General features: G+C 63.4%; 21 protein-coding genes and 1 riboswitch. Of the genes, 11 read left to right on the top strand and 10 right to left on the bottom strand.

Annotated elements, in window-relative coordinates:
• Positions 1-399, bottom strand: a 399-nt coding sequence (locus FSO04_RS15405) for an AI-2E family transporter (protein WP_154560501.1), incomplete at its 3' end; no start/stop codon positions are given.
• A gap of 137 nt (positions 400-536) precedes the next feature.
• Entirely contained in the window at positions 537-1,817 is a 1,281-nt protein-coding gene (locus FSO04_RS15400) for a DUF445 domain-containing protein (RefSeq protein ID WP_154560500.1), read from the bottom strand.
• 195 nt (positions 1,818-2,012) lie between these two features.
• Between FSO04_RS15400 and FSO04_RS15395 the strand changes: the two genes are divergently transcribed.
• Positions 2,013-3,155, top strand: a complete 1,143-nt coding sequence (locus FSO04_RS15395) for a metallophosphoesterase family protein (protein WP_168435695.1) — start codon at positions 2,013-2,015, stop codon at positions 3,153-3,155.
• Positions 3,152-5,776, top strand: coding sequence for an AAA family ATPase (locus FSO04_RS15390; protein WP_154560498.1), 2,625 nt, complete (start codon positions 3,152-3,154; stop codon positions 5,774-5,776). Before FSO04_RS15395 ends, FSO04_RS15390 begins: the two co-directional genes overlap by 4 nt.
• Positions 5,777-5,849: 73 nt before the next feature.
• Here the strand turns inward: FSO04_RS15390 and cobJ are convergent, their stop codons facing one another.
• From cobJ to FSO04_RS15370, 4 genes are read right to left on the bottom strand one after another with little or no spacing between them, the layout of a single operon-like run.
• Entirely contained in the window at positions 5,850-7,640 is a 1,791-nt protein-coding gene (gene cobJ, locus FSO04_RS15385; RefSeq protein WP_154560497.1) for a precorrin-3B C(17)-methyltransferase, read from the bottom strand.
• Entirely contained in the window at positions 7,628-8,359 is a 732-nt protein-coding gene (locus FSO04_RS15380; RefSeq protein WP_154560496.1) for a precorrin-2 C(20)-methyltransferase, read from the bottom strand. The genes cobJ and FSO04_RS15380 overlap by 13 nt, the downstream gene beginning before the upstream one ends.
• Positions 8,360-8,986 (bottom strand): precorrin-8X methylmutase, encoded by a 627-nt coding sequence (locus tag FSO04_RS15375; protein WP_154560495.1) that lies wholly within the window; start codon positions 8,984-8,986, stop codon positions 8,360-8,362.
• Positions 8,979-10,616, bottom strand: a complete 1,638-nt coding sequence (locus FSO04_RS15370) for an oxidoreductase (protein ID WP_168435694.1) — start codon at positions 10,614-10,616, stop codon at positions 8,979-8,981. The genes FSO04_RS15375 and FSO04_RS15370 overlap by 8 nt, the downstream gene beginning before the upstream one ends.
• A gap of 84 nt (positions 10,617-10,700) precedes the next feature.
• Positions 10,701-10,879, bottom strand: a riboswitch (cobalamin riboswitch).
• An 84-nt stretch (positions 10,880-10,963) separates the two neighbouring features.
• Here FSO04_RS15370 and cbiE point away from each other — a divergent pair.
• From cbiE to cobM, 4 genes are read left to right on the top strand one after another with little or no spacing between them, the layout of a single operon-like run.
• Positions 10,964-12,310: a precorrin-6y C5,15-methyltransferase (decarboxylating) subunit CbiE gene (gene cbiE, locus FSO04_RS15365; protein ID WP_154560493.1), complete on the top strand. Its 1,347-nt coding sequence runs from the start codon at positions 10,964-10,966 to the stop codon at positions 12,308-12,310.
• Complete coding sequence (locus FSO04_RS15360) at positions 12,310-13,398, top strand: cobalt-precorrin-5B (C(1))-methyltransferase (RefSeq protein ID WP_154560492.1); 1,089 nt, start codon at positions 12,310-12,312, stop codon at positions 13,396-13,398. Before cbiE ends, FSO04_RS15360 begins: the two co-directional genes overlap by 1 nt.
• On the top strand, positions 13,395-14,117 hold the full coding sequence (locus FSO04_RS15355; protein ID WP_174825288.1) for a cobalt-precorrin-6A reductase: 723 nt from the start codon (positions 13,395-13,397) through the stop codon (positions 14,115-14,117). Before FSO04_RS15360 ends, FSO04_RS15355 begins: the two co-directional genes overlap by 4 nt.
• A 46-nt stretch (positions 14,118-14,163) precedes the next feature.
• Complete coding sequence (gene cobM / locus FSO04_RS15350) at positions 14,164-14,892, top strand: precorrin-4 C(11)-methyltransferase (RefSeq protein ID WP_154560490.1); 729 nt, start codon at positions 14,164-14,166, stop codon at positions 14,890-14,892.
• 19 nt (positions 14,893-14,911) lie between these two features.
• On the opposite strand, the gene FSO04_RS15345 is transcribed toward cobM, so the two are convergent.
• Positions 14,912-16,027, bottom strand: coding sequence for a polyamine ABC transporter substrate-binding protein (locus FSO04_RS15345; protein ID WP_414693429.1), 1,116 nt, complete (start codon positions 16,025-16,027; stop codon positions 14,912-14,914).
• A 40-nt stretch (positions 16,028-16,067) separates the two neighbouring features.
• Positions 16,068-17,054: an agmatinase gene (gene speB / locus FSO04_RS15340; RefSeq protein WP_233464865.1), complete on the bottom strand. Its 987-nt coding sequence runs from the start codon at positions 17,052-17,054 to the stop codon at positions 16,068-16,070.
• Positions 17,055-17,238: 184 nt separating this feature from the next.
• Between speB and FSO04_RS15335 the strand changes: the two genes are divergently transcribed.
• Complete coding sequence (locus tag FSO04_RS15335) at positions 17,239-18,126, top strand: LysR substrate-binding domain-containing protein (RefSeq protein ID WP_166618187.1); 888 nt, start codon at positions 17,239-17,241, stop codon at positions 18,124-18,126.
• Positions 18,127-18,185: 59 nt separating this feature from the next.
• On the opposite strand, the gene FSO04_RS15330 is transcribed toward FSO04_RS15335, so the two are convergent.
• Positions 18,186-19,679, bottom strand: a complete 1,494-nt coding sequence (locus FSO04_RS15330; protein ID WP_154560488.1) for an MDR family MFS transporter — start codon at positions 19,677-19,679, stop codon at positions 18,186-18,188.
• A 240-nt stretch (positions 19,680-19,919) separates the two neighbouring features.
• Here FSO04_RS15330 and FSO04_RS15325 point away from each other — a divergent pair, with 240 nt between their 5' ends.
• From FSO04_RS15325 to FSO04_RS15310, 4 genes are all read left to right on the top strand, one after another.
• Positions 19,920-20,180 carry a DUF1488 family protein gene (locus FSO04_RS15325; RefSeq protein ID WP_154560487.1) on the top strand — a complete coding sequence of 87 codons (261 nt, stop codon included), beginning with the start codon at positions 19,920-19,922 and terminating at the stop codon, positions 20,178-20,180.
• Between the two features lie 180 nt (positions 20,181-20,360).
• The gene (locus FSO04_RS15320) at positions 20,361-20,864 is read left to right on the top strand and encodes a lipocalin-like domain-containing protein (RefSeq protein ID WP_154560486.1); all 504 of its coding nucleotides are present in this window, start codon (positions 20,361-20,363) and stop codon (positions 20,862-20,864) included.
• Between the two features lie 187 nt (positions 20,865-21,051).
• On the top strand, positions 21,052-21,687 hold the full coding sequence (locus FSO04_RS15315; RefSeq protein WP_168435693.1) for a carbonic anhydrase: 636 nt from the start codon (positions 21,052-21,054) through the stop codon (positions 21,685-21,687).
• A 212-nt stretch (positions 21,688-21,899) separates the two neighbouring features.
• A complete protein-coding gene (locus FSO04_RS15310) occupies positions 21,900-23,015 on the top strand; it encodes an alkene reductase (protein ID WP_154560485.1) in 1,116 nt (371 codons plus the stop codon).
• 116 nt (positions 23,016-23,131) lie between these two features.
• Here the strand turns inward: FSO04_RS15310 and treA are convergent, their stop codons facing one another.
• Positions 23,132-24,799, bottom strand: a complete 1,668-nt coding sequence (treA, locus tag FSO04_RS15305) for an alpha,alpha-trehalase TreA (RefSeq protein WP_154560484.1) — start codon at positions 24,797-24,799, stop codon at positions 23,132-23,134.
• Positions 24,800-25,239 lie beyond the last annotated feature (440 nt).

Genomic DNA, 25,239 nt, shown 5'->3' with positions numbered 1-25,239 from the left:
CCCGCCCCACGCACAATCCGCCCACACCCCGTTTTCCTCCGGCCCGCTCTCTATCTTTTGCTCGATCGCCGCCTGATACTGCGGCAGATCGCCCGCCAGTTGCACCAGTTGCGCGCCGATCAGCCCGCCGACGGCCAGCAAGGTGGCGAGGGCGAACAGCACCGCGATAAAGATCGATGGCAATTGGCCCATGTGCAAGCGCCGCAGCGCCTGCACCAGCGGTGCTAGCAGAAAGCTGAGCAGCACGGAGAGGGTGATCGGAATCAACACCTCGCGGCCGAAGTACAGTGCGCTGACCACCACGACGCCGGTGATGACCGAGGCCAAACCATGCAGACTGGGCGTGCCCGGCGGGTATACGCGGTTCGGCCGCCCAGGCGGCGGTAACGATATTTTCATGAACACACTTCTCGATGTTGTGGCGCTGTCGCTTTTGCTGAGGGTTCGCGCGGATGGAACGGCGGCGGTCAGTTAAAGCGCCCGAGCAATTCATATGCCCGGATTGTAGGCGCTTTGGCGTGCGGCGGCCGCATCCCTTAGCCCATGTGCAAACGCAACAGCTCGAATAGCTGTGAGCTCGCATACAGCAGCAAGCCGATAAAGCCGCCCACAATCGTCCCGTTGATGCGGATGTACTGCAAATCCTTGCCGATGTTCAGCTCGATTTGCCGTGACATGTCGTGTGCGTCCCAGTTCTTCACTGTATCGCTGATGTGGCGCGTGAGGAACTGGGCAAAATCCGGCGCCATGGCGCGCGCCGCTTCTTCCAGGTGGTCGTTCAGCGACTGACGCAGCGCGGGGTCATGCGCCAGCTCGCGGCCCACCCACTGGCCCATTGCCATCACCCGGGCGTGCAGGGCCGAATCGTTGCTTTGCAGATCGCGTTTGAGCCATGCGCGCAATTCGCCCCACATGTCCTTCACATACGTGCTGAGTGCTTCGCCTTCCACCAGATAACGCTTCAGTTCCTCGCCTTTCTGCAGGAATGCCGGATCGGTCTTGAGTTTGACGATCAGCTTCTGCACCGCGTCGTCGAATTTCTGGCGCAGCTGATGAGTGGGGTTCTCGCTGATCTGCTCGAGCATCCGGTTCACCACATTGGCGATCGTTTCGGCGCCTTTTTCGCCGAGCCATGCCGACGGCAGGATCATCTCCATCGTCGGATATTCGCTCTTCACCCATTCGACGATGCGCTCAGCGATAAACTCGCGCGCCTGCGGTTCGCGCAACAGCGTCACGACCTGCTCGATGCCGGCGTCGAGCAATTCCTGATGACGGCCATCCTTGGTGAGCGTGTCGAGAATCGAGCCCATGGATTGCGACAGATCGACTTTGGCGAGCACGTCGCGCAAGGCGTCCTTGATGAAGACCTGGATACGAACGTCGTCGGTCAGTTCGAGAATGCCGCTTGTCAGTTTGACCACGTAGTCGCCCAGGCGCGCGGTATTGGCCGGTTTCGTCAGCCAGCCGGTGATGCTTTGCGCCGGGTCGTGTTTCTGGATCAGCCCGACCAGCGACGGCACGTCCAGAAATTTGTCCTGCACGAACACCGCGAGGTTATCGGCGATCTTGTGCTTGTTCTTTGGAATGATCGCTGTGTGCGCGGAGACGATCGGGATCGGTACGCGGCGAAACAGTGCGACGACGGCGAACCAGTCGGCGAGCGCGCCGACCATGGCGGCCTCGGCTATCGCTTTGATGCCGTCCACCCAGAGGCCGCGCGGCATGAAGGCGGTCACGAGGAAAACGCAGGCGGCGGCCGCCAGCAACAGCAATGGGGTGCGCTTGGCCTTCTTCAGTTCGGTTTCTTTGTTCATCGGCAGCAGGGCAGCGGAGTTCTAGTTGATTGGAATGGTGCGGTGCGATTGGCGTGCTGGTCCAGAAACGCGAGTGTAGCGCCGCTGTTCGGGCCGTGTGGCGCCGGCTTGGGACATTCTTTGACCCGCAGGCGCGGTAACATGAGCGCCGAATGAGTATTGAGTGACGATGCAATTGAACGGAATGGAGGCACAGTGATCAGGTTTCTGCACACCGCGGACTGGCAGATAGGTACGCAATTCGGCCAGTTCGAGCCGGACGAAGCCGCGCACCTCGCGGAAGCGCGCTTCGAGACAGTGCGCCGGATCGCGGAGGAAGCGGCGGCGCGCAAGGTTGACGCCGTGCTGGTCGCCGGCGACGTATTCGACCTGCAGACCGTTTCGGACACGGTGATCCGCCGGTTGTTCGGCGCGCTGCAAGCGTTTTCCGGGCCGTGGATCATGCTGCCGGGCAATCACGATGCCGCATTGGTCGAGAGCGTGTGGACCCGTGCGCAGCGGCTGAACTGCGTCGCACCGAACGTACGACTGGTGCTCGAACCCGGCGTGGTGACGCTCGACGCGTGCCAGTGCGCGTTGCTTTGCGCGCCGCTCACGCAACGCATCACTTACGACGACACGACGGGTTTCTTCGACACGACAGAGACGCCGCCCGGCTATCACCGTATCGGACTCGCGCATGGCAGCGTCAGCGGGATTCTGCAGGAGGGCATCGATTCGTCGAACCCGATCGCGCCGACGCGTGCAGCGAGCGCGCGTCTGGACTATCTCGCGCTCGGCGACTGGCACGGTTATTTGCGTGTCGACGAACGCACCTGGTATGCCGGCACGCACGAGCAGGACCGTTTCCGCGCCAACGATCCGGGCTTCATGCTCGACGTCACGCTGACCGAGCCTGGCGCCGTGCCGTCCGTTGAAGCGGTGCGGGTCGGTAAATATCAATGGCATCGCTGGGAAGAGGGGATCTCCGTGCCGACCGACGTCGATTCGCTCAAGCTGCGACTCAGCACGTTGGGCAGTCATGACGTGCTGCGGGTGACCGTAAGCGGATCGACCGCACTGGCCGAGGCCGAAGCCATTCACCTTGCGGTGGAAGAGACCCGTGCGCGGGTGCGTGCGCTGCGCGTCGATCTGAGTGGCCTGCAGGTGCTGCCCACCGCCGACGATCTCGCCGAACTCGGCGCGCAAAGCGGCTACCTCGCGAAAGTGGTGGCGCGTCTGCGAGGCTTGCAGGAGGACCCGCAGTCCGACCCGCAACAGGCCAAGCGCGCGGCGGAGGCGTTATTGCTTCTGGCGCGTTTTCAACGTGAACTGCCGCGCGAAGCGAGGTCCGCATGAAGCTGGAAAGCATCGCGATTCAGGAGTTCAAGCAGTTCACCGGACGGCTCGTCATCGACGATCTGCAGCCTGGACTCAATCTGTTCACCGGCCCGAACGAGGCTGGCAAGAGCACGATCGCCGAAGCCGTGCGGGCGGTGTTCCTCGAGCGCTACAAGGCCTCGCATCTGAAAGACCTGCTGCCGTGGGGCAAGGCGAGCGGGCAGCCGTCGGTTGAAGTGACATTCGACATGGACGGCACGGCCTGCAGGCTGTCGAAGCAGTTCGTCACCCGGCAGCGCTGCGAATTGAAGATCGGTCAAGCGGTGTTCGGCGAAGACGAAGCCGAAGACAAGCTCGCCGCGCTGCTCGGTTTTTCGCGGGCCGCGCGTGGGCCGCTGAAGGCGGAAAACGCCGGTGTCCCCGGTTTGTTGTGGGTGCAACAAGGCGGTACGCAGGAGGTGCGCGATTCCACGGGACATGCGGCGCAGTATCTGCGCGATGCGTTGTCGCAACTGTCGGGCGGTCATGAATCGGCGGGTGAGGATGCGCTGATCGCGGCGGTGCAGCGCGAACTCCGGCAACTGCTCACGGCGCGTACGCAGAAGTCCACCGGCCCATTGGCCGAGGCCGAACAGGCGTTGGCGGCGCTGATCGAAGAGCGCGACGATCTGGAGCAGCAGCGTCAGCAGTTCGATGAGAACATCGTACGGCTTGCCACGCAGCAGGAAGCCTTCGACGACGCGCAACGCAAGCGCCCCTGGGAGCTTCATGAGCAGAAGGCCGTGCAGGCACAACAGCGCGCCGACGCCGCGGCCGAACTCGAACGCAGTCTTCAGGGGCTCTCCCAGTCGCTGCAATTGAAGGACGCAGAGTTGGCGCTTTCGTTGCAGCAGGAACAGGCGGCCACTGAACTCGAAGCAGCCGTTGCACGCGAGCGGCAGCAACTCGACGCCGCACGAGCCAATGTCTCGGCAGTTCAGAACGAACATGCGCAGGCTCAGGCGAGCGTGGCGAAATTTGAACAGGCGGCTACCGATGCCAACCGCGCGTACGAACTGGCGAACGCCGCGGTAACCGCGGGCGATTTGCGCAGTCAGATCGCTCTGCACCGCACCGAGAGCGAGCGGCTCGAAGCCTCGATCGCGGCCGCCGGCAAGGCGAACGAGGCCGTGCTGGAGGCGACCCGCGCAGCGGCCGCGCTCGAGATCGACGGGGCGCAATTGAAGCGGCTCCAGTCGCTCGATGCGGAATTGACCGTGCTGCGCGCGCGGACCGAAGCGGCGATGACGCGCATCGAATACCGGTTGAATGGCGCGATCACCGTCGGCGATGCAGAGGTACACGGCGAGGGCGTGCTGCGGCTCGACGAGGAAAAACTGATCGGTCTTGGCGAACTCGGCGAATTGCGCGTGATTCCGGGCGTCTCCGATCTGTCTGCGCGGTTATCCGAGTTGGCGTCGCTCGAAGCCCAGCATGCGCAATTGTTGCAGACGCTGGGCGTGGCGTCGCTGGGCGAGGCCGAGGCCAGGCACGAGCAGTGGAAGACGCTGGTCGCGCAGCAGAAAAGCCAGGCGAAGATTCTTGAGGTACATGCGCCGCAGGGTATCGACGCGCTGCGGGCTGCGTTGGCTTCGGCGGATGCGCGATTGCAATCGGCCAACGGACGGCTTGCGGCCTTGCCCGATGTCTCCGCCGCGCCACCGCTCGACGAGGCTCGCCGCAACGCCGACATCGCACGTGATGCGCTGGACGCCGCCCGAAAAGTGTTGGCACAAGCGGCGGAGAAGCGATCGACCGCTACGGCCACGACGGAATCGCTCGCCGCGCAACTCCAGCGTAAGGAGGCGCAACTGGGCGACGAGGCGTTCTGCCGCAACCGCGCGCTGTGGCAGACGAAAATCGTCGAGCAGCGCGTGCAGGTCGAGGCGCTGAAGAAACAGCTTGAAGGACGTGAGCGCGAGTTGGAAGCTGCGCGTCTCGACGATCCGGCGGCTGAAGCGAAGCGCTATCGGGCGTCGGCAGAACTTGCGCGCAACGAGCAGCACGAACGGCAACTGCGGATCGCGCAGTTGCGCAGTCAGCTCGAGACGGTTGGCGCTTCTGGGCTCGGGGAGCGTCTCGCTACAGTAAATGCTTCAGTCGAACAGGCCATGCGCCGCAAGGAAGAACTCAGCTTGCGGGCGAGCGCTTTGAGTCTGCTCGACGAAGTGCTTGTCGACGAACGTGATGCGGCGGTGGCGCAACTGCGCGCGCCGTTGACCGAGCGGCTCGGGCACTATCTGAAGCGCATTTTCCCGCAGTCGACGATTGCGCTCGGCGACGATCTGAGTCCGGCGACGCTGGATCGCTATGGTCGCGCGGATACGCTCGATGCGTTGAGCTTCGGTACACGGGAGCAACTCGGTATTCTGACGCGGCTGGCGTACGCGGATCTATTGAAGGCGTCGGGCCGACCCACCTTGCTCATGCTCGACGACGCAGCCGTGCATACCGACGCGACGCGACGCGATGCGATCAAGCGCGCGCTGATCGACGCGGCGACGCGGCATCAGATTCTGGTGTTCACGTGCCATCCGGAACTCTGGGATGATCTGGGCGTCAGGCAGCGGGCGATTGAGGATTTGAAGGTGGCGGCATAGGGCATCGCGCGGGCGGATGGGGTGCAAATGGAGGCAATGGTGAGGGGGATGGGGCGAAAATAACCCACTGTGCTCACTCATACCACCGCGGCGTGTAAACCCATTCCCCGCCATCGACACCGTTAGCAAACGCGCGTGTCGTCGACGACCCCACGATCACCATCGTGCGCATATCCACATCGGACGAACGCAGTTCACCTAGCGTGATCGTGCGCAGTGTGCTGCCCGGTCTGCCGATATCGCGGCCGAGCACGACTTTCGTCGCGGCAGCGCGATATTCCCGCACGATGTCCAGCGCTTTATCCAACTGCCACGGCCGTGCGCGGGAGATCGGATTGTAGAAAGCCATCACCAGATCCGCTTCGGCCGCATGCCGAAGGCGCTTTTCGATGATGGTCCACGGTTTCAGATTGTCGGATAACGACAGCATGCAGAAGTCATGGCCTAACGGCGCGCCGGCTTGCGCCGCAGTTGCCATGGCAGCGGACACTCCCGGCACGATGGCGAGTTGGACCGAGCGCCAGTCAGCGTTCGTCGAAGCGCCTTCTTCGAGCGCTTCAAGCACCGCTGCCGCCATCGCAAACACGCCGGGATCGCCCGACGACACCATCACCACTGACCGTCCAGTGCTCGCGAGTTCGAACGCATGGCGCGCCCGCTGCATCTCTTCGCGATTGTCCGTGCCGTGTACGCGTTGGTCGGCACGCAAGGGGCCGGCCATTTTCACGTAGGTTTCGTAGCCGAGAATATCGGTGGCTTCGTTCAGCGCCGTTCGTGCGGCGGGCACCATCAGATCGGCGCTGCCGGGGCCGAGGCCGATCACGGTCAAGCGGCCGCGCGTACGGCCAATCGTGTCCGGGTCGATTGCCAACGCGGCCAACGCGAGTGCAACCCCTGCGTCCGCGTCGTCATGCAAGGTTTGATAAGGCACGCGCAGCGCGGCATGCAGCAAATTGCTCGGCGGCTCGCCGTCCTCCGGGCCCGCCTGGGCAAAACGCAGCGGCACGTTCAGGCTCGCCGCGGCATCGGCGAGCGCCGGGTTTGCCATGTGTTCGGAAGGAACCAGCAATGCCGCGAGCGAGAGTGGTGCAAGACCGTGCGCGTCCAATGCCTCTTGTACCAGCGCGGCGATTCGAGCGCCGGAAGCCGTCTGCGAATCAGCACCGGAATTTGCGCCGAGGTCCGTATCCGTATTGGAATGCGCAGCGGCACTCGGCACGGTCACTGCCGCCACCACACTCCGCGGATGAATCACCAACTCATCATCCCGCCCATCCCACGCACGTGGCGTCACGCGGATCGCGAGACGTGCGGATTCAGAGCGAGGCAATTGCGCGTCATCGAGCCACGGCGCTTCACCCTCGATGCGCGTGCTTTCACCCGCCAGCAGATCAGACACGAAGCGCTTGCCTTGCGCTATATCGGCAAGCGCATAGCCCTCAGGCGGATTGAGCACACACGTTCCAAAGCGCAGTTCGCCACTCGTTGTAATCGCAGGCGACACGTTCAACGCAGCCGCAATCTCGCGAGCCATCACGTTGACGCCGGCAAGCCCACCGAGCAAGGGCACGACCGCACTCCCATCTTCTGCAACGGCCAGCACCGGCGGCTCGACGCCCTTATTCGACAACAAGGGCGCGACGCAACGAATCACGATCCCGGCGGCGCACAACGCGATGATCGGCGTACCGCGCGCATACAGATCACACAGATGCGCGCGGAGTTCCGTGTATGAGACGTCAGCCTCGACTCGGCCCTGCAAGGCATGCACCTGGCAACCGGCATACAACATCTGGATACGCCGTGCGGTCTCCAGCGCGCCCGCACCGAGAATCACGATCGCGGGCGGCGTCAACCTTGCCATTTTTCCCCCGGCACCACGAGCAGCGAAAAATACGGCGAGGCCATCGGGTCGACTTCGTCAAGCGGCACGATGCGCTGATTGCCCATCGTCGCGCGTTCGACATAAAGCGCACGATGCGCGAGCCCCAGTTCGCCGAGCACGCGCCTCACCTTATCGAAATTGCGGCCCAGCTTCATGATGACCGCCGCGTCCGCATCGGCGAGACGCCGCCGCAGTTCGTCTTCAGGCAACACGCCGGAGAGCACCGACAAACTCTGATTGCGATACACCAGCGGCGAGCCGAGTACCGCTGCACCGCCGAGCATCGAGCACACGCCGGGCACGACTTCGGCTTCGAAACGCGCCGCGAGGCGGTCGTGCAAATACATGTACGAGCCGTAGAAAAACGGATCGCCCTCGCAAATCACCGCTACGTCGCGGCCCGCGTCGAGATGGCCGGCGACGACCTCCGCAGCGGTGTCATAGAAGTCGGCGATGATCACTTCATACGAAAGCGGCGGTTCGAGCGCTTCGGTCGTGACGGGATAAACGAGCGGCAGATGCTGTTGAGCGTCATGCAGATGCGCCTCGATGATGCTGAAGGCGTTGCCCTTCTTACCCTTTGCGACGAAATACGCGACCACGGGCGCCGCTTTCAGCAAACGCAGCGCTTTCAGTGTGATGAGCTCAGGGTCGCCGGGGCCGACGCCCAGTCCGAATAAACGTCCTTGCACCGTCATTTACTCGACCTCCGTCGCCAGTGCGTTCACGGCAGCGGCGGCCATCGCGCTGCCGCCGCGTCGACCGTGAACCACGACGTAGGGCACGCCGCGACTGTCTTCGGCAAGCATCGCTTTCGATTCGGCCGCGCCGACAAAACCGACCGGAAAACCTAGGATCAGTGCGGGTTTTGCTGCGCCGGCATCGAGCATGTCGAGCAAGTGAAAGAGGGCGGTCGGCGCATTGCCGATCACGACGATGCTGCCGGCCAGCCGGGCCCGCCACAATTCGAGCGCAGCCGCCGAGCGCGTATTGCCGAGTTCGCGTGCGAGTGCGGGCACGTCCTGATGCGTCAGCGTGCAGATCACGTCGTTGTTCGCGGGCAGGCGTGCGCGCGTGATGCCTTGCGCCACCATGCCGGCATCGCACAGAATCGGCGCGCCTTGCGCCAGTGCCGTACGGCCCGCGGTGCCTGCGCCTTCGGAAAACTGAAGATCTTCAACGACGTCGACCATGCCGCAGGCATGGATCACGCGCACCGCGAGTTTCTCGAGGTCGGCAGGGATGCGCGACAGGTCGGCTTCCGCACGTATCGTCGCGAAGGATTGGCGATAGATCTCCTGACCGTCGCGAATGTAATCAAGCATCTGAGGGGCTCCGGGCCGGGTGTGCCAATGGGGCGAGCATGTCGGCGGCTTGTTCGATCGTAAGTTGGTGCGCGACGCGCGAGCCGAAACCCGCCTGGCCGTCGCGTCGATAAAGGTCGTAGATGCCGGGCGCCGCAGCCAGCAGCGTGTACGGCGCGCAATGTGCGGCAGCGCATGAGCGCGGACAGCCGCTCAGATGGACGTCGATGCCATCGGGCAAGCGATCTGCTAGCCGTAACGCATCGGCTTTGGTGTCGGCGAGGCTTTTTGCACAGCCTGTGGAACCGGCGCAGGCGATCAGACGTGTCATAGGCTGCGCTGGATCGCATGCGAGGCCTAGCGCGTTCATTTCAGCGAGCACGGTGGGTGCGGCATCGGCTGCGATATCGGGTAGTAACACGCTTTGCCAGGGCGTCATGCGCAGCGTGCCGTTGCCTTGCTGTTGCGAGAGCGTGGCGAGGCCGCGCAAGGTCGTGGCGTCGAGGCGTCCGAGCGGCGGTTGGCCGCCTACGTGCAGCATTCCCACGACTCGCTGTGCGTGCGCGCCGAGTCGCAGCGTGGTATCGGCGGGCGTGGGGCGTAGCCAGTTTGCAAGCGATGTGTCGCGTGACAGCGGGAAATCGACGTACGTTTGAGTGTGCTGCAATAGCGCGTCGACGGGATGCGTGGCGAGCAGGTGACGCATGCGCGTGGCATCTGGGGCGGCCAGATCGAGGAACGTATGCAGCAGCGCGCGGACGAGGTCTGTGACTTGCGCGGGCAGCACTGCGGCGAGAGCGCCTGCGTAATTCGGATGAGGATGGTCAACGGCGCTATGCGAGCCGGTACGCGCGATATGCGGGAAGGCATCGGCATCGGCATCGGCACCGGCATCGGCATCGGCATTGACGTCAACGTCCGCGTTCGCCACAGCAGGCGGACAACCTGCCAATCCAAGCACAAATCGCACACCGTCTTCAGCTTGCGTCGCCGCGAGCCAGACATCATGTGGATGATCGAGTCTGGCAAGACGCTCACCACCATCGAGCAGTAGCGCGAATTTGGGCGATAGCGCCGCGAAACGCGCTTCGGATTGCAGCAACGTGAGCAGTTCGACGCAAAGCGGCCTCGTATCGAACAGCGCAAATGGATCGCGCCCGGCAGTTGGGCTCACCATCACATTGCGCACATCGTCCGCAGCGGACGCCGAAATTGCGGTAGGAGCTTGTCGTGCGGTCGTCGGTCGCGTATTCGAAGCATCCGCTGCGCCGAACCGAGATGCGGTTGAAGTATTTGCCAAGGTCTTTAGCAGCAAGCTGTCAGCATCCACCGCACCGGTCGCCCGAATCGGCCCAAGCCCCGCATCGACCAGCGCCGCGATCAACGCCGCTTCATGCCCGCTTCGCACGCCACGCACCTGCAGATTCGCGCGATTGGTCAGCTCGACCACACCGGCCGCATGCCGCTCGCTGACGTCGGCGATCACCGCGGCCTGCGCCGCGCTCAACTCACCGCCGGGCAATTTGATCCGGCAAATCCCCCCATCGCGCGCCGCGACGATGCGCAGCAGCCCCGGGCACGCCGAGGGCCGCAGCGCGAGGGCCGCATCGGGCAAAGCAGTGGAGGGCGAAGCTTGATTCAAGACGGACACCGGGTTTAGCGTCGCGCGACGGCCCGAGCAAGCCGCAAAGCGGCGATTGCTGCGGCATCGGTACACCCCGCCCGATGTAGGCTGGCACGAACAGTCTGGCCGGCAGGTCTCCTGGCTGGCAGGTCATGGTCCGCCGCGGCCTTCCCGGTCGAACCAGTGGCGCGGAGCGCAGGCGGACTCGCTGCATACAGTTGCGGGGGCAGCCACAGCAACACTGTGTTCCCTCTTCGGCCCCGAAGGGCACCGGCGGCTGTATTATGCCTTTTTTCGAACAGCACAACGAGGCTGGACGCTTTGATCGGCGTGGCACAGCGCATTATTTGAAGATACAGAATGAGGATGGATGCATGCCGGCGTGGCTGACCGTGGTGGGCATAGGCGATGACGGCTTCGCCGGCTTGGGGAGGCCCGCGCGGCGTGCTTTGCTGGAAGCGTCGGTGGTTTATGGCGGCGAACGTCATCTGGCGATGCTGCCCGCACGCCTCGCCGCGCGCCGTGAGGCATGGCCCAGGCCGTTCGATCTCGCGCCTTTGCTGGCCGAGCGTACGGGGTCGGTGTGTGTGCTGGCGAGTGGGGATCCGATGCTGTTCGGCGTCGGCGCGACCCTCGCGCGGCAGTTGCCGGCAGGCGAGTTGCGGGTATTGCCGGCGCCGTCGTCGTTGTCGCTGGCGGCCGCGCGGCTTGGCTGGCCGTTGCAGGACGTCGCCACGGTTTCGCTGGTGGGAAGGCCATTGCCGACGCTGAATGCTCATCTGCACGACGGCGCGCGCGTCTTCGTGCTGAGTGCCGATGGGCGCACGCCCGCCGCGCTGGCCGAACTGCTGAATGCGCGCGGTTTCGGCGCGACCCGGATGACCGTGCTGGAACATTTGGGCGGCGATCTGGAGCGGTGTATCGATGGCCGTGCGGACCAGTGGTCTGCGGGCGAAGTGGCAGCGTTGAACCTGATCGCGCTTGAATGCCGTGCAACGGAAGGCGCCCCGCGTTTGCCGCTGACCGTCGGCTTGCCCGACGACGCCTTTCGCCACGACGGTCAGTTGACCAAGCGCGACGTCCGCGCGATCACGCTGGCACGCCTCGCGCCGACGCCCGGCGAATTGCTATGGGACGTGGGCGCGGGCAGCGGCTCGATCGGCATCGAATGGATGCGCGCGCACCCGACCTGCCGCGCGATTGCGATCGAAGGGCACGCGGAGCGGCAGCGGTTCATCGAGCACAATCGCGATGCGTTGGGCGTGCCGGGTCTGCAACTGGTGGCTGGCCGCGCGCCTGATGCGCTGGAAGGATTGGCTGTGCCGGATGCCGTGTTCATCGGCGGTGGCGTGACGGTGCCGGGCGTGCTCGACGCGTGCTGGGCGCGTCTGCGCGACGGCGGACGTCTGGTTGCCAATGCCGTGACCTTGCAAGGCGAGGCCGCGCTGGCAGCGTGGCGTGAGCAACACGGTGGCACGTTGACCCGCATTGCGCTGGCCGACGCACAGCCGCTTGGCGGCTTCGATACGTGGCGCCAGGCGCTGCCGATCACGCTGCTGGAGGTCACGAAGCTGGCTGACGGCGCCGACGGCACGTTCCGTGCGAGCGGCGCGAACAGCACGAGCAATACGAGCAGCACGAACGCCGCTAGTGGCATCAATGCCGCCATTTGCACATCCGGCACCTCAGCCACCCCCGCAGACTCACCACCCCACCCGTAATGCGCGAAGAGACGCCCGAACAACCCGCGCCGCTGCGTAGCGGCTACACGACCGGCAGTTGCGCCACCGCGACGTCGCTCGCGGCCGCGCGTCTGTTGCTCGCGGGTATCGTCAGCGAGGTCGCGGAGATCGTGTTGCCGAAGGGCCAGCATGTGCCGATGCCGCTGGTGTTCTGCCGCCTGACCGCCGACGGCGCGGAAGCGGGCACGGTGAAAGACGCTGGCGACGACCCCGACGTGACACACGGCGCGATCGTATTCGCCCGCGTGCGACTGCTTGCCGAACCGGGTGTGATCTTCCGCGCAGGGCCAGGCGTTGGCACCGTGACGCGCGCCGGCCTCACGCTGCCCGTCGGCGAACCAGCGATCAATCCGGTCCCGCGCAAGATGATGACCGAGCATCTGACCGAGCTCGCGGCGGAACATGGGTACGGCGGCGGCTTCGAAGTGACGATCGGCGTCGAAGGCGGCGAAGCACTTGCACTGAAAACGATGAACCCGCGCCTCGGCATTCTCGGCGGCTTGTCGATTCTCGGCACTACCGGCATCGTCCGGCCGTTCTCGTGCTCGGCCTATATCGCATCGATTCATCAGGGCATCGACGTCGCGCGGGCGAACGGTTACCTGCATCTCGCGGCCTGCACCGGCAACGCAAGCGAAGACGCGATGCGCGCGCATTACGGTCTGCCGGACATCGCGCTGATCGAAATGGGCGACTTCGTCGGCGCGGTGCTCAAGCATATGAAGCGTGCGCCGGTCGAGCGCTTGAGCGTGTGCGGCGGCTTCGGCAAAGTCAGCAAACTGGCGGCCGGGCATCTCGATCTGCATAGCCGCAATTCGAGCATCGATCTGGAACGGCTTGCGACCTGGGCTGCGGAGTATGGCGCCGACGACGCGTTGCAGGCGGCGATCCTCGCCGCCAATACGAGTCAGCAGGCGGTCGCGTTGGCTCACGCGCGGCAGGTACCACTCGGCGATATCGTCTGCCGTCACGCGCTGGCCGTCGCGCGCGCTATCGTGCCGCCGCAGGTCGCGGTCGAAATGTTTGCGATCGATCGCCAGGGCAATCTGATCGGAGCCGCGCAATAATGCGGGTCCTGCTGCTCGGCGGCACCGGCGACGCTTTGCGGATCGCCAGACAGCTCGGCCCTAAGCATGTGTACAGTCTCGCGGGCCTTGGCAAGGTGCCGGACGATCTGTCATGCGAGGTGCGCGTGGGCGGCTTCGGTGGCAGCGAAGGGTTGGCGCGTTATATCGAGGACAGACGCATTAGCCTCGTGATCGACGCGACACATCCGTACGCCGGGCAGATCAGCGCCAATGCCGCGAAAGCGAGCGGCGCCGCGCAGGTACCGTGCTGGGCGCTGCGCCGCGAGGGCTGGCAGCCGCAAGCTGGCGACGACTGGCGCATGGTCGACGATTGGACCGAACTTACGGCCGCGCTTTCTTCATTCAAGCGACCACTGTTCACGCTCGGACGCGAACCGCTCGCGCATCTCGACGAAATCCCGCCGCAGCAGTTCTGGACAATACGCTGCCTCGACGCACACGAAGCCAATCCACGTGCGCGGATTCTGGCGACACGCGGGCCGTTTACGCTCGAAGGGGAGCGAGCGCTGTTCAGCGCGGAAGCATTCGATGTCGTCGTCAGCAAAAACAGCGGTGGCAGCGCCACGGAAGCGAAACTCGAAGTCGCGCGCGAACGCGGCTTGCCGGTCGTCATGCTGCGGCGCCCTGCATTGCCCGCAGTCGATCGCGATTTTGCAAGCGTGGCCGACTTGCTGGAAGCATTGCAAGTCATAGGTTAAATGGCGCATGCATGTCATGCCGGCCAAACGAATCATGGAGTAGTGAATGACGGTGTTTTTTATCGGCGCGGGTCCCGGCGACCCGGAACTGATCACGGTGAAAGGGCAGCGCCTCGTGCGTGGCTGCCCGGTGATCCTGTACGCCGGCTCCCTGGTGCCGGCCGCTGTGTTAGAGGGGCATAGCGCGGAGCAAGTCGTCAATACCGCCGAGCTCGACCTCGATCAGATCGTCGCCTTACTCAAGGCCGCACACGACAAAGGCCAGGACGTGGCACGCGTGCATTCCGGCGACCCGTCCTTGTATGGCGCGATCGGCGAGCAGATCCGCAGACTTCGCGAACTCGACATTCGCTACGAGATCGTACCGGGCGTGACGGCAACCGCGGCATGCGCGGCGACCCTCGGCTGCGAACTCACCTTGCCCAATATTTCGCAGACGCTGATCCTCACGCGCTTTGCAAGCAAAACGACGATGCCGGACGGCGAACAACTCGCCGACCTCGCGAGACATCGCGCGACGATGGCGATTCACCTCGGCGTGCGCCATCTTGCCCGCATCGTCGATGAACTACGGCCGCATTACGGCGGCGCGTGTCCGATCGCGGTGATCTATCGTGCGAGCTGGCCGGATGAAGAAAAGATCACCGGCACGCTCGACGATATCGTCGGCAAAGTGCAGTCCACCAACATAGAGCGGACTGCGCTGATCCTGGTGGGACAGGTGCTGGCGGCTGAAGGATTCGCGGAGTCGACGTTGTACGCGAAAGGCGGCTGATCCGTACACCGCCGATTCGTTATCCCCCTGTTTTCAACTGCGCCCACAACCTGCCCTCCAGACGTTTGATCTGAGCGGGCAAGGGCTTGAGCAGAAACAGCGTTTTCAACACGGACTCAGGCGGGTACACGGTCGGATCGTTGAGAATTTCCGGCCGCACGAATTTGCGCGCGGCGGCGTCCGCATTCGGATAGAACACCGCATTGGTGATCCCGGCATGAACCTCGGGGCGCTCGATGTAGTTGATCCAGTCGAGCGCCGCCTCCGGATGCGGCGCATCTTTCGGGATCGCCATCATGTCGAACCAGATCGGCGCGCCGCCTTGAGGGATGAAGTATTTGACCTCGTAACTCTTGTTGGCATCGCGCGCGCGATGGCTCGCCATCGACACGTCACCCGACCAGCTCAACGCGAAACAGATGTCATCGCCCGCAAGATCGTTGATATAACTCGTCGCGTTGAACTGCGTGATGTACGGGCGGATCTTCTTTAGCGCGTCGTACGCGGCCTGGTAGTCGGCCGGATTCACGCTGTTCGGATCGCGCCCGAGATAGTGCAGTGTGACCGCGAACACATCGGTCGGCGCATCGAGTATGGATACGCCGCAACTCTTCAGCTTGCTCAGATATTCGGGCTTGAAGAGGATGTCCCAGTTATCGAGCGGCGCATCGTTGCCAAGAATCTTTTTGACCCGCGTGACGTTGTAGCCGAGCCCCGTGGTGCCCCACGCCCACGGCACCGCGTACTGGTTGCCGGGGTCCGCATCGGCGACCAGCTTGAGCAGACTGTGGTCGAGGTTCACCAGGTTCGGCAGTTTCGATTTGTCGAGTTTCTGGTAGATGCCGGCCTGGATCTGCTGGGCGAGAAAGTTCGAGGTCGGCACCACAACGTCGTAGCCCGTAGAACCCGTCAGCAGTTTCGCCTGCAAGGTTTCGTCGCCGTCGTAGACATCGTATTGCACATGAATGCCGGACTCTTTCTCGAAGTTCGGCACGGTGTCTTTCGCGATGTAGTCGGCCCAGTTGTACAGATTGAGCTGCTTTTCGTCGGCGTGCGCGGCGGTGCCGAACGCGCAGAACAACAGCGCTGCCAGCAGCGGCGCGGTCGGCCTCGGCTTCATGAAGGTGTGGGGCATGATGGTCGTCCAGAGAGGATTCAACAGAGCGGTCGCGGCCTTACATACGCTGATGGCGTTGCAGCTTCTGATTGCGCATCAGGCACAACATATCGGCGGCAAGGTGGGCCGCGGCGAGCGCGGTGACGTCGCTGTGGTCGTAGGGTGGCGACACCTCCACCACGTCCGCGCCGACCAGATTCACGGCGCCCAGCGCGCGAACGATTTCCAGCGCCTGCGCCGAGCTCAGGCCGCCCGCCACCGGCGTGCCCGTGCCGGGTGCGAAGGCCGGATCGAGACAGTCGATGTCGAAGGTGAGGTAGGTGGGCGCATCGCCGACGATCGACAGCACTTCGTCGATGGTCGCCTGTGTGCCGTTGCAGTGGACCCACGGCGCGTCGAGAATGCGCACGCCCATGAAGTCGTCGTTCCAGGTGCGAATGCCGATCTGCACCGAGCGCGCGGGATCGATCAGCCCTTCACGGATCGCCCTGTAGAACATCGTGCCGTGATTCAGCGAATCGGGGTTGTCGTCCGGCCACGTGTCGCAATGCGCGTCGAAGTGGATCAGGCTCAACGGCTTGCCGTATTTTTCAGCGTGCGCGACCAGCAGCGGGTAGGTGATGTAGTGGTCGCCGCCGAGCGTCAGCATGCGGGTGCCCGTGGCGAGAATCTCGCGGGCATGGGCGATGATCGCGTCGCGAATGCCGAGCGGGTTGTGGGCGTCGAACCAGCAGTCGCCGTAGTCGACCACGTTCAGATGATCGAACGGGTCGACGCCCCACGGAAACGCGCCCAGTTCGGCCAGTTGCACCGAGGCGGCACGCATGCCCGCCGGGCCGAAACGCGTGCCGGGGCGGAAGGTGGTCGCGAGGTCGAGCGGAATGCCCGATACGGCGACGTCGACGCCGATGAGATCGCGCGTATAGGGCCGGCGCATGAAGGACAGCACGCCGGCGTAGGTGGGCGCATGGGGTTGGCCGGCCGCGTCAGTGCCCGCGGCAGGGGCGGTCGAGGCGGGGTGCAAAGCGTTCAGGTTCAGGGTCATACACGTCGATCCGGTCAGTTTCAGTGAGCGCCGTCACACAAATATTTCTCATGTCTGACGAAACAGCATGCGGCGTGTGAAGGGCAACTGGCGCTATGATTGCGAGGCAATATTCCGGCGAAAAGCGAAGAATCTTGCTGGAAGTATCGATATTTCTAATATCTCCCCTGACCGTGGCGACCCGATGCGTAGACTTCCCCCTCTGCAGGCCTTGCTCGCTTTCGACGCCGCCGCGCGTCTCGGCAGCTTCACGCGCGCGGCGCAAGAACTCGCGCTGACCCAATCGGCAATCAGTCATCAGATCCAGCAACTCGAGGAATGGGCCGGGGTGCCGCTGTTCCGGCGGATCGGGCGCGGCGTTGCGCTGACGGCCGCCGGCGTGCTGTTTGCGCAGACCGTGACGTCGGCGATGACGACCCTCGCGGATGGGCGCGATCGCATCGAACCCTATGGCAATCCTGACTCGGTGATCATCTATTGCGCGCCGCAGTTCGCGATGGGCTGGATCATGCCGCGCATGCCGGCGTTTTCGGAGGCCATGCCGAACATCGAGATCTGGCTCGTTACCGGGGACGAGGTCAACGAGATCGATCGTGTCGATGTCGACCTGATCGTTTCCGCGAAGGAGATCCGCACGCCCGAAGTGATCTGCGAGCCGTTGCTCGACGAGGAGGCGGTCGCTATCTGCGGGCCCACGACCGCGCGCCGTCTGCGTTCGGCGCCCTTTCCCGAGGTGTTGACGCAGGCGCCTTTGCTGGTGCTCGAGCAGCGTCCGGAGTGGGCGCCGTGGTTGCCTGAGTTAAGGCGCGGCGGTTTGCGCACGCGGCGCGCGATGACGGTCGACGACCCCCGCATTCTCGTGGCGGCAGCCGAGCGGGAAGCGGGTATCGCGATGGTGTCCCGGCTCACCGCCGGCGACGCGTTGACGAGCGGGCGGGTCGAGGTCCTGCCGCAGGTCCCAGGCTTCGCACTCGCGCCGCTCTGGCTGATGCGCTCCGCCCAACCGGCGCGCTCCGCGGCGGTGGATGCGGTTTATGCGTGGATGGTGAGGCTCTGCCGGGACGGTGGTTGACGCGCCGCAGTTTCATGGCGAAGGCAAACGTCACGCTGGTGCCGGGCGCGTAGCGAAGCTCAGTCCTCAAGTGGCGATAACGCTTCAAGCGGCACCTGCTTCGCCGGCCCGATGTTGATCGCCGGCACGAAGCCCAGCAGCACGACCACAAAAATCGCAATCGCGAAGATCGAGATAAAGGTCAGGTGCAGCGACTGATGCAACACCATGCGGATCATGTCGCTGTCGGCAAGACTTGCCACCTGATTCCGCAACAGCGCCTTCAACTGATCCGACGTGACCACGGCGACGTCCTTCGAGTGGCTGAGCCCGAAGTTGAGCACCGCGCCGAACAGCGTTGCGCCCAGCGTGCTGCCGAGATTGCGCGAAAAGAGATTCGATGCGGTAGCGCTGCCGCGCTCATCCATCTTGACGATCTCCTGGATCAGCACCAGCGAACTGACGCTCGACGTGCCCATGCCGAAGCCCATGATGAGCGAGCCGAACGCCGCGATGAGCGGCGAGCCGCCAGGCTGCAGGAACAACAGCAGCACCGCGCCAATCGGGATGAACGCGCTGCCGCCGATCAGAATGCGCCGCAAGCCGATACGGTGAAATGATTTCGCCGCGAGCGTCGCGCCCGCCGGCCAGCCCACCATCATCATCGTGAGCGCAAGACCGGCGACCACCGGAGAGCGGTGCAGCACGCCCTGAACATACATCGGCAGGAAGGTGGTGGAGCCCATCAGGATCATGCCGGACAGCACGGTTGCTGCATTGCACGCGGCAATCGGCCGGCGGCTCCAGAGCGCGAACGAGATCATCGGCTCAGTTGCGCGGCGTTCCTGGAACACGAACAACAGCAGGCACAGCATGAACGCGCCGCCCGCGAGCGATGCCTTGGCGATGTCGTCGTCGCCGGCGTAAGTCAGCGCCATCATCAGCGCGGCGATCGCCGCCATGAACAGCGCCGCGCCCGCGAAGTCGATCGACGGACGCGCATGCCGTTCCGATTCGCGCAGGAACGCGATGAAGCCGGCTGCCGAGGCAAGGCCGATCGGCACGTTCATCCAGAAGATCCACGCCCACGACAGGTTGTGAATGATGAAGCCGCCCACCATCGGCCCGACCACCGCTGAAATGGCCCACACGCTGGCGAGATAACCTTGCACCTTGCCGCGTTCGCGCGCCGGATAGAGGTCGGCGACGATGGTCAGCGTGACCGGCTGGATCGCGCCCGCGCCGACGCCTTGAATCAGGCGGAATACGATCATGGCGGGCATCGACCAGGCGAAGCCGGCCAGCACCGAGCCGAGCAGAAAGATGGCGATGCCGGCAAGCATGACCGGCTTGCGTCCATAGAGATCGGCGAGCTTGCCGAATACCACGGTCATCGCGGTTTGCGTCAGCAGGAACGATGAAAAAACCCAGCTATACAGATGCAGATCGCCGAGTTGCGCGACGATCTGCGGCATGGCGGTGGAAACGATGGTGGCTTCGATGGCGACCATCGCCATTGATGCCATGACTGCGGCAATGACTAAAGGACGCGACGATTGCGGGCTGCGGGACATGGGGCGGGTAGTATTAGGATGTTGGAAGCGTCTGACGGCGTGAAAGGTGGCACACACGCCGCGACGCAAAAGCGCGGCCGCACAAAAGCGGCCGATGTCGAGTATGCACCTTGCGGAGAATGTGCGCTCTGAACGCGTGCAGCGATGGCCAGGCTCAAGTCGCTTTGATTCGGCTTTAAAGCGGCAGCCTGGTACAGCCTTTGCGCGTTCACCGCTACTTTCGCCAAATGGAGGGTCATTATGAGGATCGAATTCACCGGACGCCGTGAAGTGGTGGCAGCGGCGCGCGTCGCCTTCGAAGCCAATGTCGATGGGGCTGACGTCTGGTGCAGCGTGTCGCTGGACGCGTTGAACGACCATTTCGGCAACGCGGGACCATCGGCCCACGATCTGGTCGGTACCTTCGAGGCCAATCGCGCGCGGATTGAAAACGCTACGCGGCGGGTCCTCGAAAAAAACGGGGGACGATCCGTGGAGCTCGAAACCGCGGATTTCAACTGAGGGCTGAGCGGCCCAATTCTTGACTTAGGGGGGCGGTCCGGCATCTGCGCGCCGGGCCTGCTCCAATAGCTTTTCATTCGCAAACCACCTAGGCTTCAAAGCACCCGAACCCAATCCGCAGCACCAGCGGAGCGCGATGGATTCGTCTGACCTCATGTCCTCGCACGCGTGGAGAGCGTCATGAAACCAACTTACCGAGTCTTCGCCGTCATCGTGATCGCGCTCGCAGCATGGTGCGCGCCAGTGCGAAACGCTTTTGCTCAAGCAGCGGACAGCCTCGTGGGGTCGTGGTCGCTTGTCTCGTTGACGGTGGCGAGGAGCGGCAACGAAGTGGAATTGCTCGGTCCGCATCCGCAAGGGCAACTCGTCTTCGGCAGTGATGGGCGCTACGTGCTGCTCGTGCTGAACTCCGACCTGCCGAAGTTCGCTTCAGGGGAGAGGCAGCAAGGCACGGCGGAAGAAAACGCAAAGATCGCTCGCGGCAGCGTCGCGCATTTCGGCACGTATACCGTGGACCCGGCGGCGCGGATTATCGTCTTTCACATTCAAAAGAGTACGTTTCCGAACTGGGACGCGGATGTCCAGCGCCGCCCATTTACGCTCGACGGTGACCGGCTGACATACATCACGCCTGGCGCCTTCGGCTATGGATCGTCGAAAGTCGTGTGGCAACGAATCAAATAGCGCGCCTCGCCTGCAATCACGGTGACAATCTCGGTGGCCTCTACGCGTTGTCGAACTTGTCTTCGGCGGTGGTGTTTGCGGGCATACGATTCGCGCTGCGGTATAGTCGCGCCAACCGATCGCAGACACGCCTTGGACCTTTGCCGCGGACTCGGCAGGCTGAGGCTTTGACTATCCGGAGAATGTCGTGCAGGAAATCATAGAAGGATTCATCCGCTTTCAACGCGAAGTCTTTCCGCAGCAAAGCGCATTGTTCAAACGTTTGTCGATTGCGCAAAGTCCGCGCACGCTGTTCGTGACCTGCTCGGACAGCCGTGTCGTTCCCGAGTTATTGACCCAGGTGGAGCCCGGCGCGTTGTTCGTGATCCGCAACGCGGGCAACATCGTGCCGTCTTACGGCCCGGAGCCAGGCGGCGTGTCGGCCACCGTCGAATACGCGGTGGCGGTACTGGGTGTGCGGGATATCGTGATCTGCGGGCACTCCAATTGCGGGGCGATGACGGCGATCTGCACGTGCAAAAACCTCGATCATCTGCCGGCCGTGGCGGGTTGGCTCCGTCACGCCGACGCGGCGAAAGCGATCAACGCGTCGCGGACTTATGCGTCAGATGCCGAGCGTCTCGACGCCTTGGTCAAAGACAACGTGATGGCTCAACTCGCGAACATTCGCACGCATCCGTCAGTGGCCGTGGGCCTCGCGAACAAAACGCTGCGACTGCATGGCTGGATTTTCAATATCGAAAGCGGCGCAATGCTCGCACTCGATGGGCGCACAGGAGAGTTTCTGCCGTTGGTGGACAACCCTGAAATTTATGTTGTCTAGCCGTGCATGGCGGCCCGCGAAAAGCGGGTGCGGTAAAACCGGAAAACCTCTTCGGCGTTCCGGATAGCCGCCTATACTGCCAGAGCGCCTGGAGCCGACGACACCGCTCCACCGTGTGTTGCAACGCGCGCCGATGACGCCGCTCGATGGCGCGCTACGAGTCAGGCAGCTAGCCGCCTTTCGATGCATTGGATCTTTTTCAAGGAGCCGCCATGTCGACCGAATCCGCGCACATCGATAGTTACCTGTTCGAACCGGTCGCGCTCGGGCCGCTGCAGTTGCCCAATCGCATCGTGATGGCGCCGCTGACGCGCAGTCGCGCGAAGGTGGCCGATGTGCCGAGCGAACTGGCCATCGAGTATTACGCGCAACGTGCAACTGCCGGTCTCATCATCGCCGAGGCGACGCAGATTTCACCGCAAGGCAAGGGCTATGTGTTCACGCCTGGCATTTATGACGATGCCCAGGTGCAGGCGTGGAAACATATTACCGATGCCGTGCATGCGAAGGGCGGCCATATGTACCTGCAGTTGTGGCACGTGGGCCGTATTTCTCATCCGTCGCTGCAGCCGGGTAATGCGTTGCCCGTAGCGCCGTCGGCGATCAAACCCGAAGGCCAGGCCTATACCGACGACGGCTTCGTGCCGCTCGTCACGCCGCGCGCACTTGAAACCTCGGAAATGGCGGGCATCGTCGAGCAATATCGTTTGGCCGCGCAAAACGCGAAGGCCGCCGGTTTCGATGGCGTGGAAATCCACGCGGCAAACGGCTACCTGCTCGACCAGTTTCTGCGCGACAGGACCAATCAACGAACCGATCAATATGGTGGCTCGATTGAAAATCGCGCGCGCCTGTTGCTGGAAGTGGCCGATGCCGTGACGGACGTCTGGGGTGGTGAGCACGTCGGCGTGCGTATTTCTCCGCTCAGCAGCTTCGGCGATATCGCCGACAGCGATCCCGAACCCCTTTTCACCTATGTGGTGAAGCAACTCAATGCCCGCAAGCTCGTCTACCTGCATGTCATCGAAGGCGACACGGGGGGCACGCGTGACGTCGAGGGCGGCTTCGATCTGCAGGTGTTGCGCCAGGCATTCGACGGATTGTTCATGGCAAACAATGGCTATGACAGGGAGCTCGCGCAGAAGACGCTCAAGGCAAAACGGGCAGATCTGATCGCGTTCGGCCGACCTTTTATTTCGAATCCGGATCTGGTCGAGCGGCTCCGGGTCGGCGCACCGCTAAACGAGCCGGATAAGAACACGATGTATGGCGGCGGCGCGGAAGGCTACATCGATTACCCGACGATGGACGAAGACGCGAAGCGCTGAGTGAGCCTGGGCTTCGTCACGCAGCGAACCGCAGGGCTGATTTCGTAATCGGCGCTTCCGCGCACACGCCGCTATGGGCGACGTGTGCGCCTCCTTGCATGGCTTCACCGTGCAGATCAGTCACCCGGGCTATACAGATCGAGCAGCTTGAGCGTCACCCCGTTGGTCCATCCAAAGCCGTCCTGCGGCGGATATTCGCCACCGCCGCCCCCTCCGGTGCCCGCACCTTCCACCACGTACTTTTCGACCAGCTTGTTCTCCGACGCGTAAACGCCTTTCACGTCAGCCAGAAAGCGCGTGCCGATCTGCTGCGCAAGCGCATCCTGGCCATAGCGCTTCAGGCCTTCGATCGCGACCCAGTGCAATGGCGCCCAGCCATTCGGTGCATCCCATTGCTGCGTGGTGTTGTAGGTGGTCGTCGCAAGGCCGCCCGGTTGCAGCAGGACGGACTGCACCTGCTGAGCCGTCTTTTGCGCGCGGTCCGGCCACGCCGCACCGACCCATAACGGAAACACCATCGCCGCAGTCTTGTTGTCGCGCGGCTTCGCAAGCGTCCAGTCGTAATCGCCGTAGTAGCCCTTGGCGTTCCACAAGTACCTGTTGATGCCGAGCGCCCGTTTGGCGGCGCGCTCAGCGAACTCGCCGACACAGCGGAAATCGCGCGTCTCGCCGCAGCCTTTCGCGATGGTGATTTCAAGGTGGAACATGAGGCTGTTCAGATCGACCGGGATGATCGATGTGGTGCGCACCGTCGCGAGTGTCATGTTGTCGCCGAACCAGCGGGAGCTGAAATCCCAGCCGCTCTCGGCGGTCGCCCGCAACTCGCGGTAGACCTCGTTCGGATTGCGGCCCGTTGCCTGCCTGGCGGTCTGAATGTCCTCCAGATAGGACTCGTCACGCGGCGTATCGAGTTCATCCCAGTAGCGGTTGAGCACCGTGCGATCCGGCATCACGACGACGTTGCGGGTTGCCTGACCCGGTTGCGTCGAGGTCTCTCCCTGCATCCAGTACGCATACTCCTTGCGCAGGGCCGGCAAATACTTCTGATAGACGCTGCGGCCTTCCACTTTCGCCGCCAGCGCCACCATGTACGAGAAGAACGGCGGCTGGGAACGGTCGAGGTAGTAGGTGCGATTGCCGTTCGGGATGTGGCCGAACGTATCGATCTCATAGGCGAAGTTGTCGAGCATGTTGTCGACGAGATCTTCGTGCCCCGACTCCTGCAAACCCAGCATCGTGAAGTACGTGTCCCAGTAGTAGCCCTCGCGGAAACGGCCCCCCGGCACCACGTACGGCTTCGGCAACGGGATCAGCGAACTGTTTGCCGGCGCGCTCGTCGTGGTGCGGGTGAGGGCAGGCCATAGCCAGTTGATGTGCTCGCGCAGCGTCTGATTCGCCGGGGGTGTGATGACAGGTTCGCTCGGCGGAGTGAAGTACTGGTTGACGAAGTTCGCCAGCGAAAAACCGGGATTGTTCTTCTGCTGTTCGTACAGTTGCACGATCGCGGCAGGATCGGCGTTCGGCGTTGCGTCGACGAAAGTCTTCTGGTCCGGATAAATCTGCGCGGTTTGCACGGCTATGAAAAGATCGCCGTATAGCTTGTCGGGAGCGGGAGGAAGCGTGCCGCCGACCTGGGTGTCGGCATGACAGACGCCGATGAGACTGGTGAGGAAAACGAAGCTGGAAACGGCGGATGCTTTTCTTAAACTGGCAGCGCCCAGCGGCGGGGCGAATGTCAGACGACGGGCGAGGCCGATGCGGCGCAATTGCGATGACACAATCATGTCTCCTCCTGAGGAATGGACAACAGGATTGGTCTGCCTCACGCCCTCTTTCTTTTCATGTTTGCAGGGGCGCGGGTAGCATCGCACAAAACGGAGGCCGGTTCAAACTATGCGCGAGGAATGCGCCGAGGTGCGCTGCGCAAGCCGCTGGCATTCGACTGCACCAGTCGCTCGGCAGCTTGCGCGCTGCCGAGCGACTAACTAAGCCTTCTTAAGCCTCCTTCAGTTCGACGTCACGAGCGAATCCGACGGCACGATTCTGAGTGCCCCGGGGCCCTGCGCCGCCGGGCTATGCTGGCCGGACCCGCGCCGTGCACATACTCCACCTTGATCGACGCGCGCTGTTTGTTCAGGTTTTTCCAGTCGATCGCGCGGGGCGCAGCAGGCATAATCCGTTTTCCGATTACGCCTCCCTTTCACCGGAGGCGAAACCTAAGCGA

The organism is Paraburkholderia madseniana, assembly GCF_009690905.1.
Taxonomy (GTDB): Bacteria; Pseudomonadota; Gammaproteobacteria; order Burkholderiales; family Burkholderiaceae; genus Paraburkholderia; species Paraburkholderia madseniana.
The sequence above is the reverse complement of the archived record's forward strand: the minus strand, read 5'-3'. Positions and strand labels throughout refer to the sequence as shown.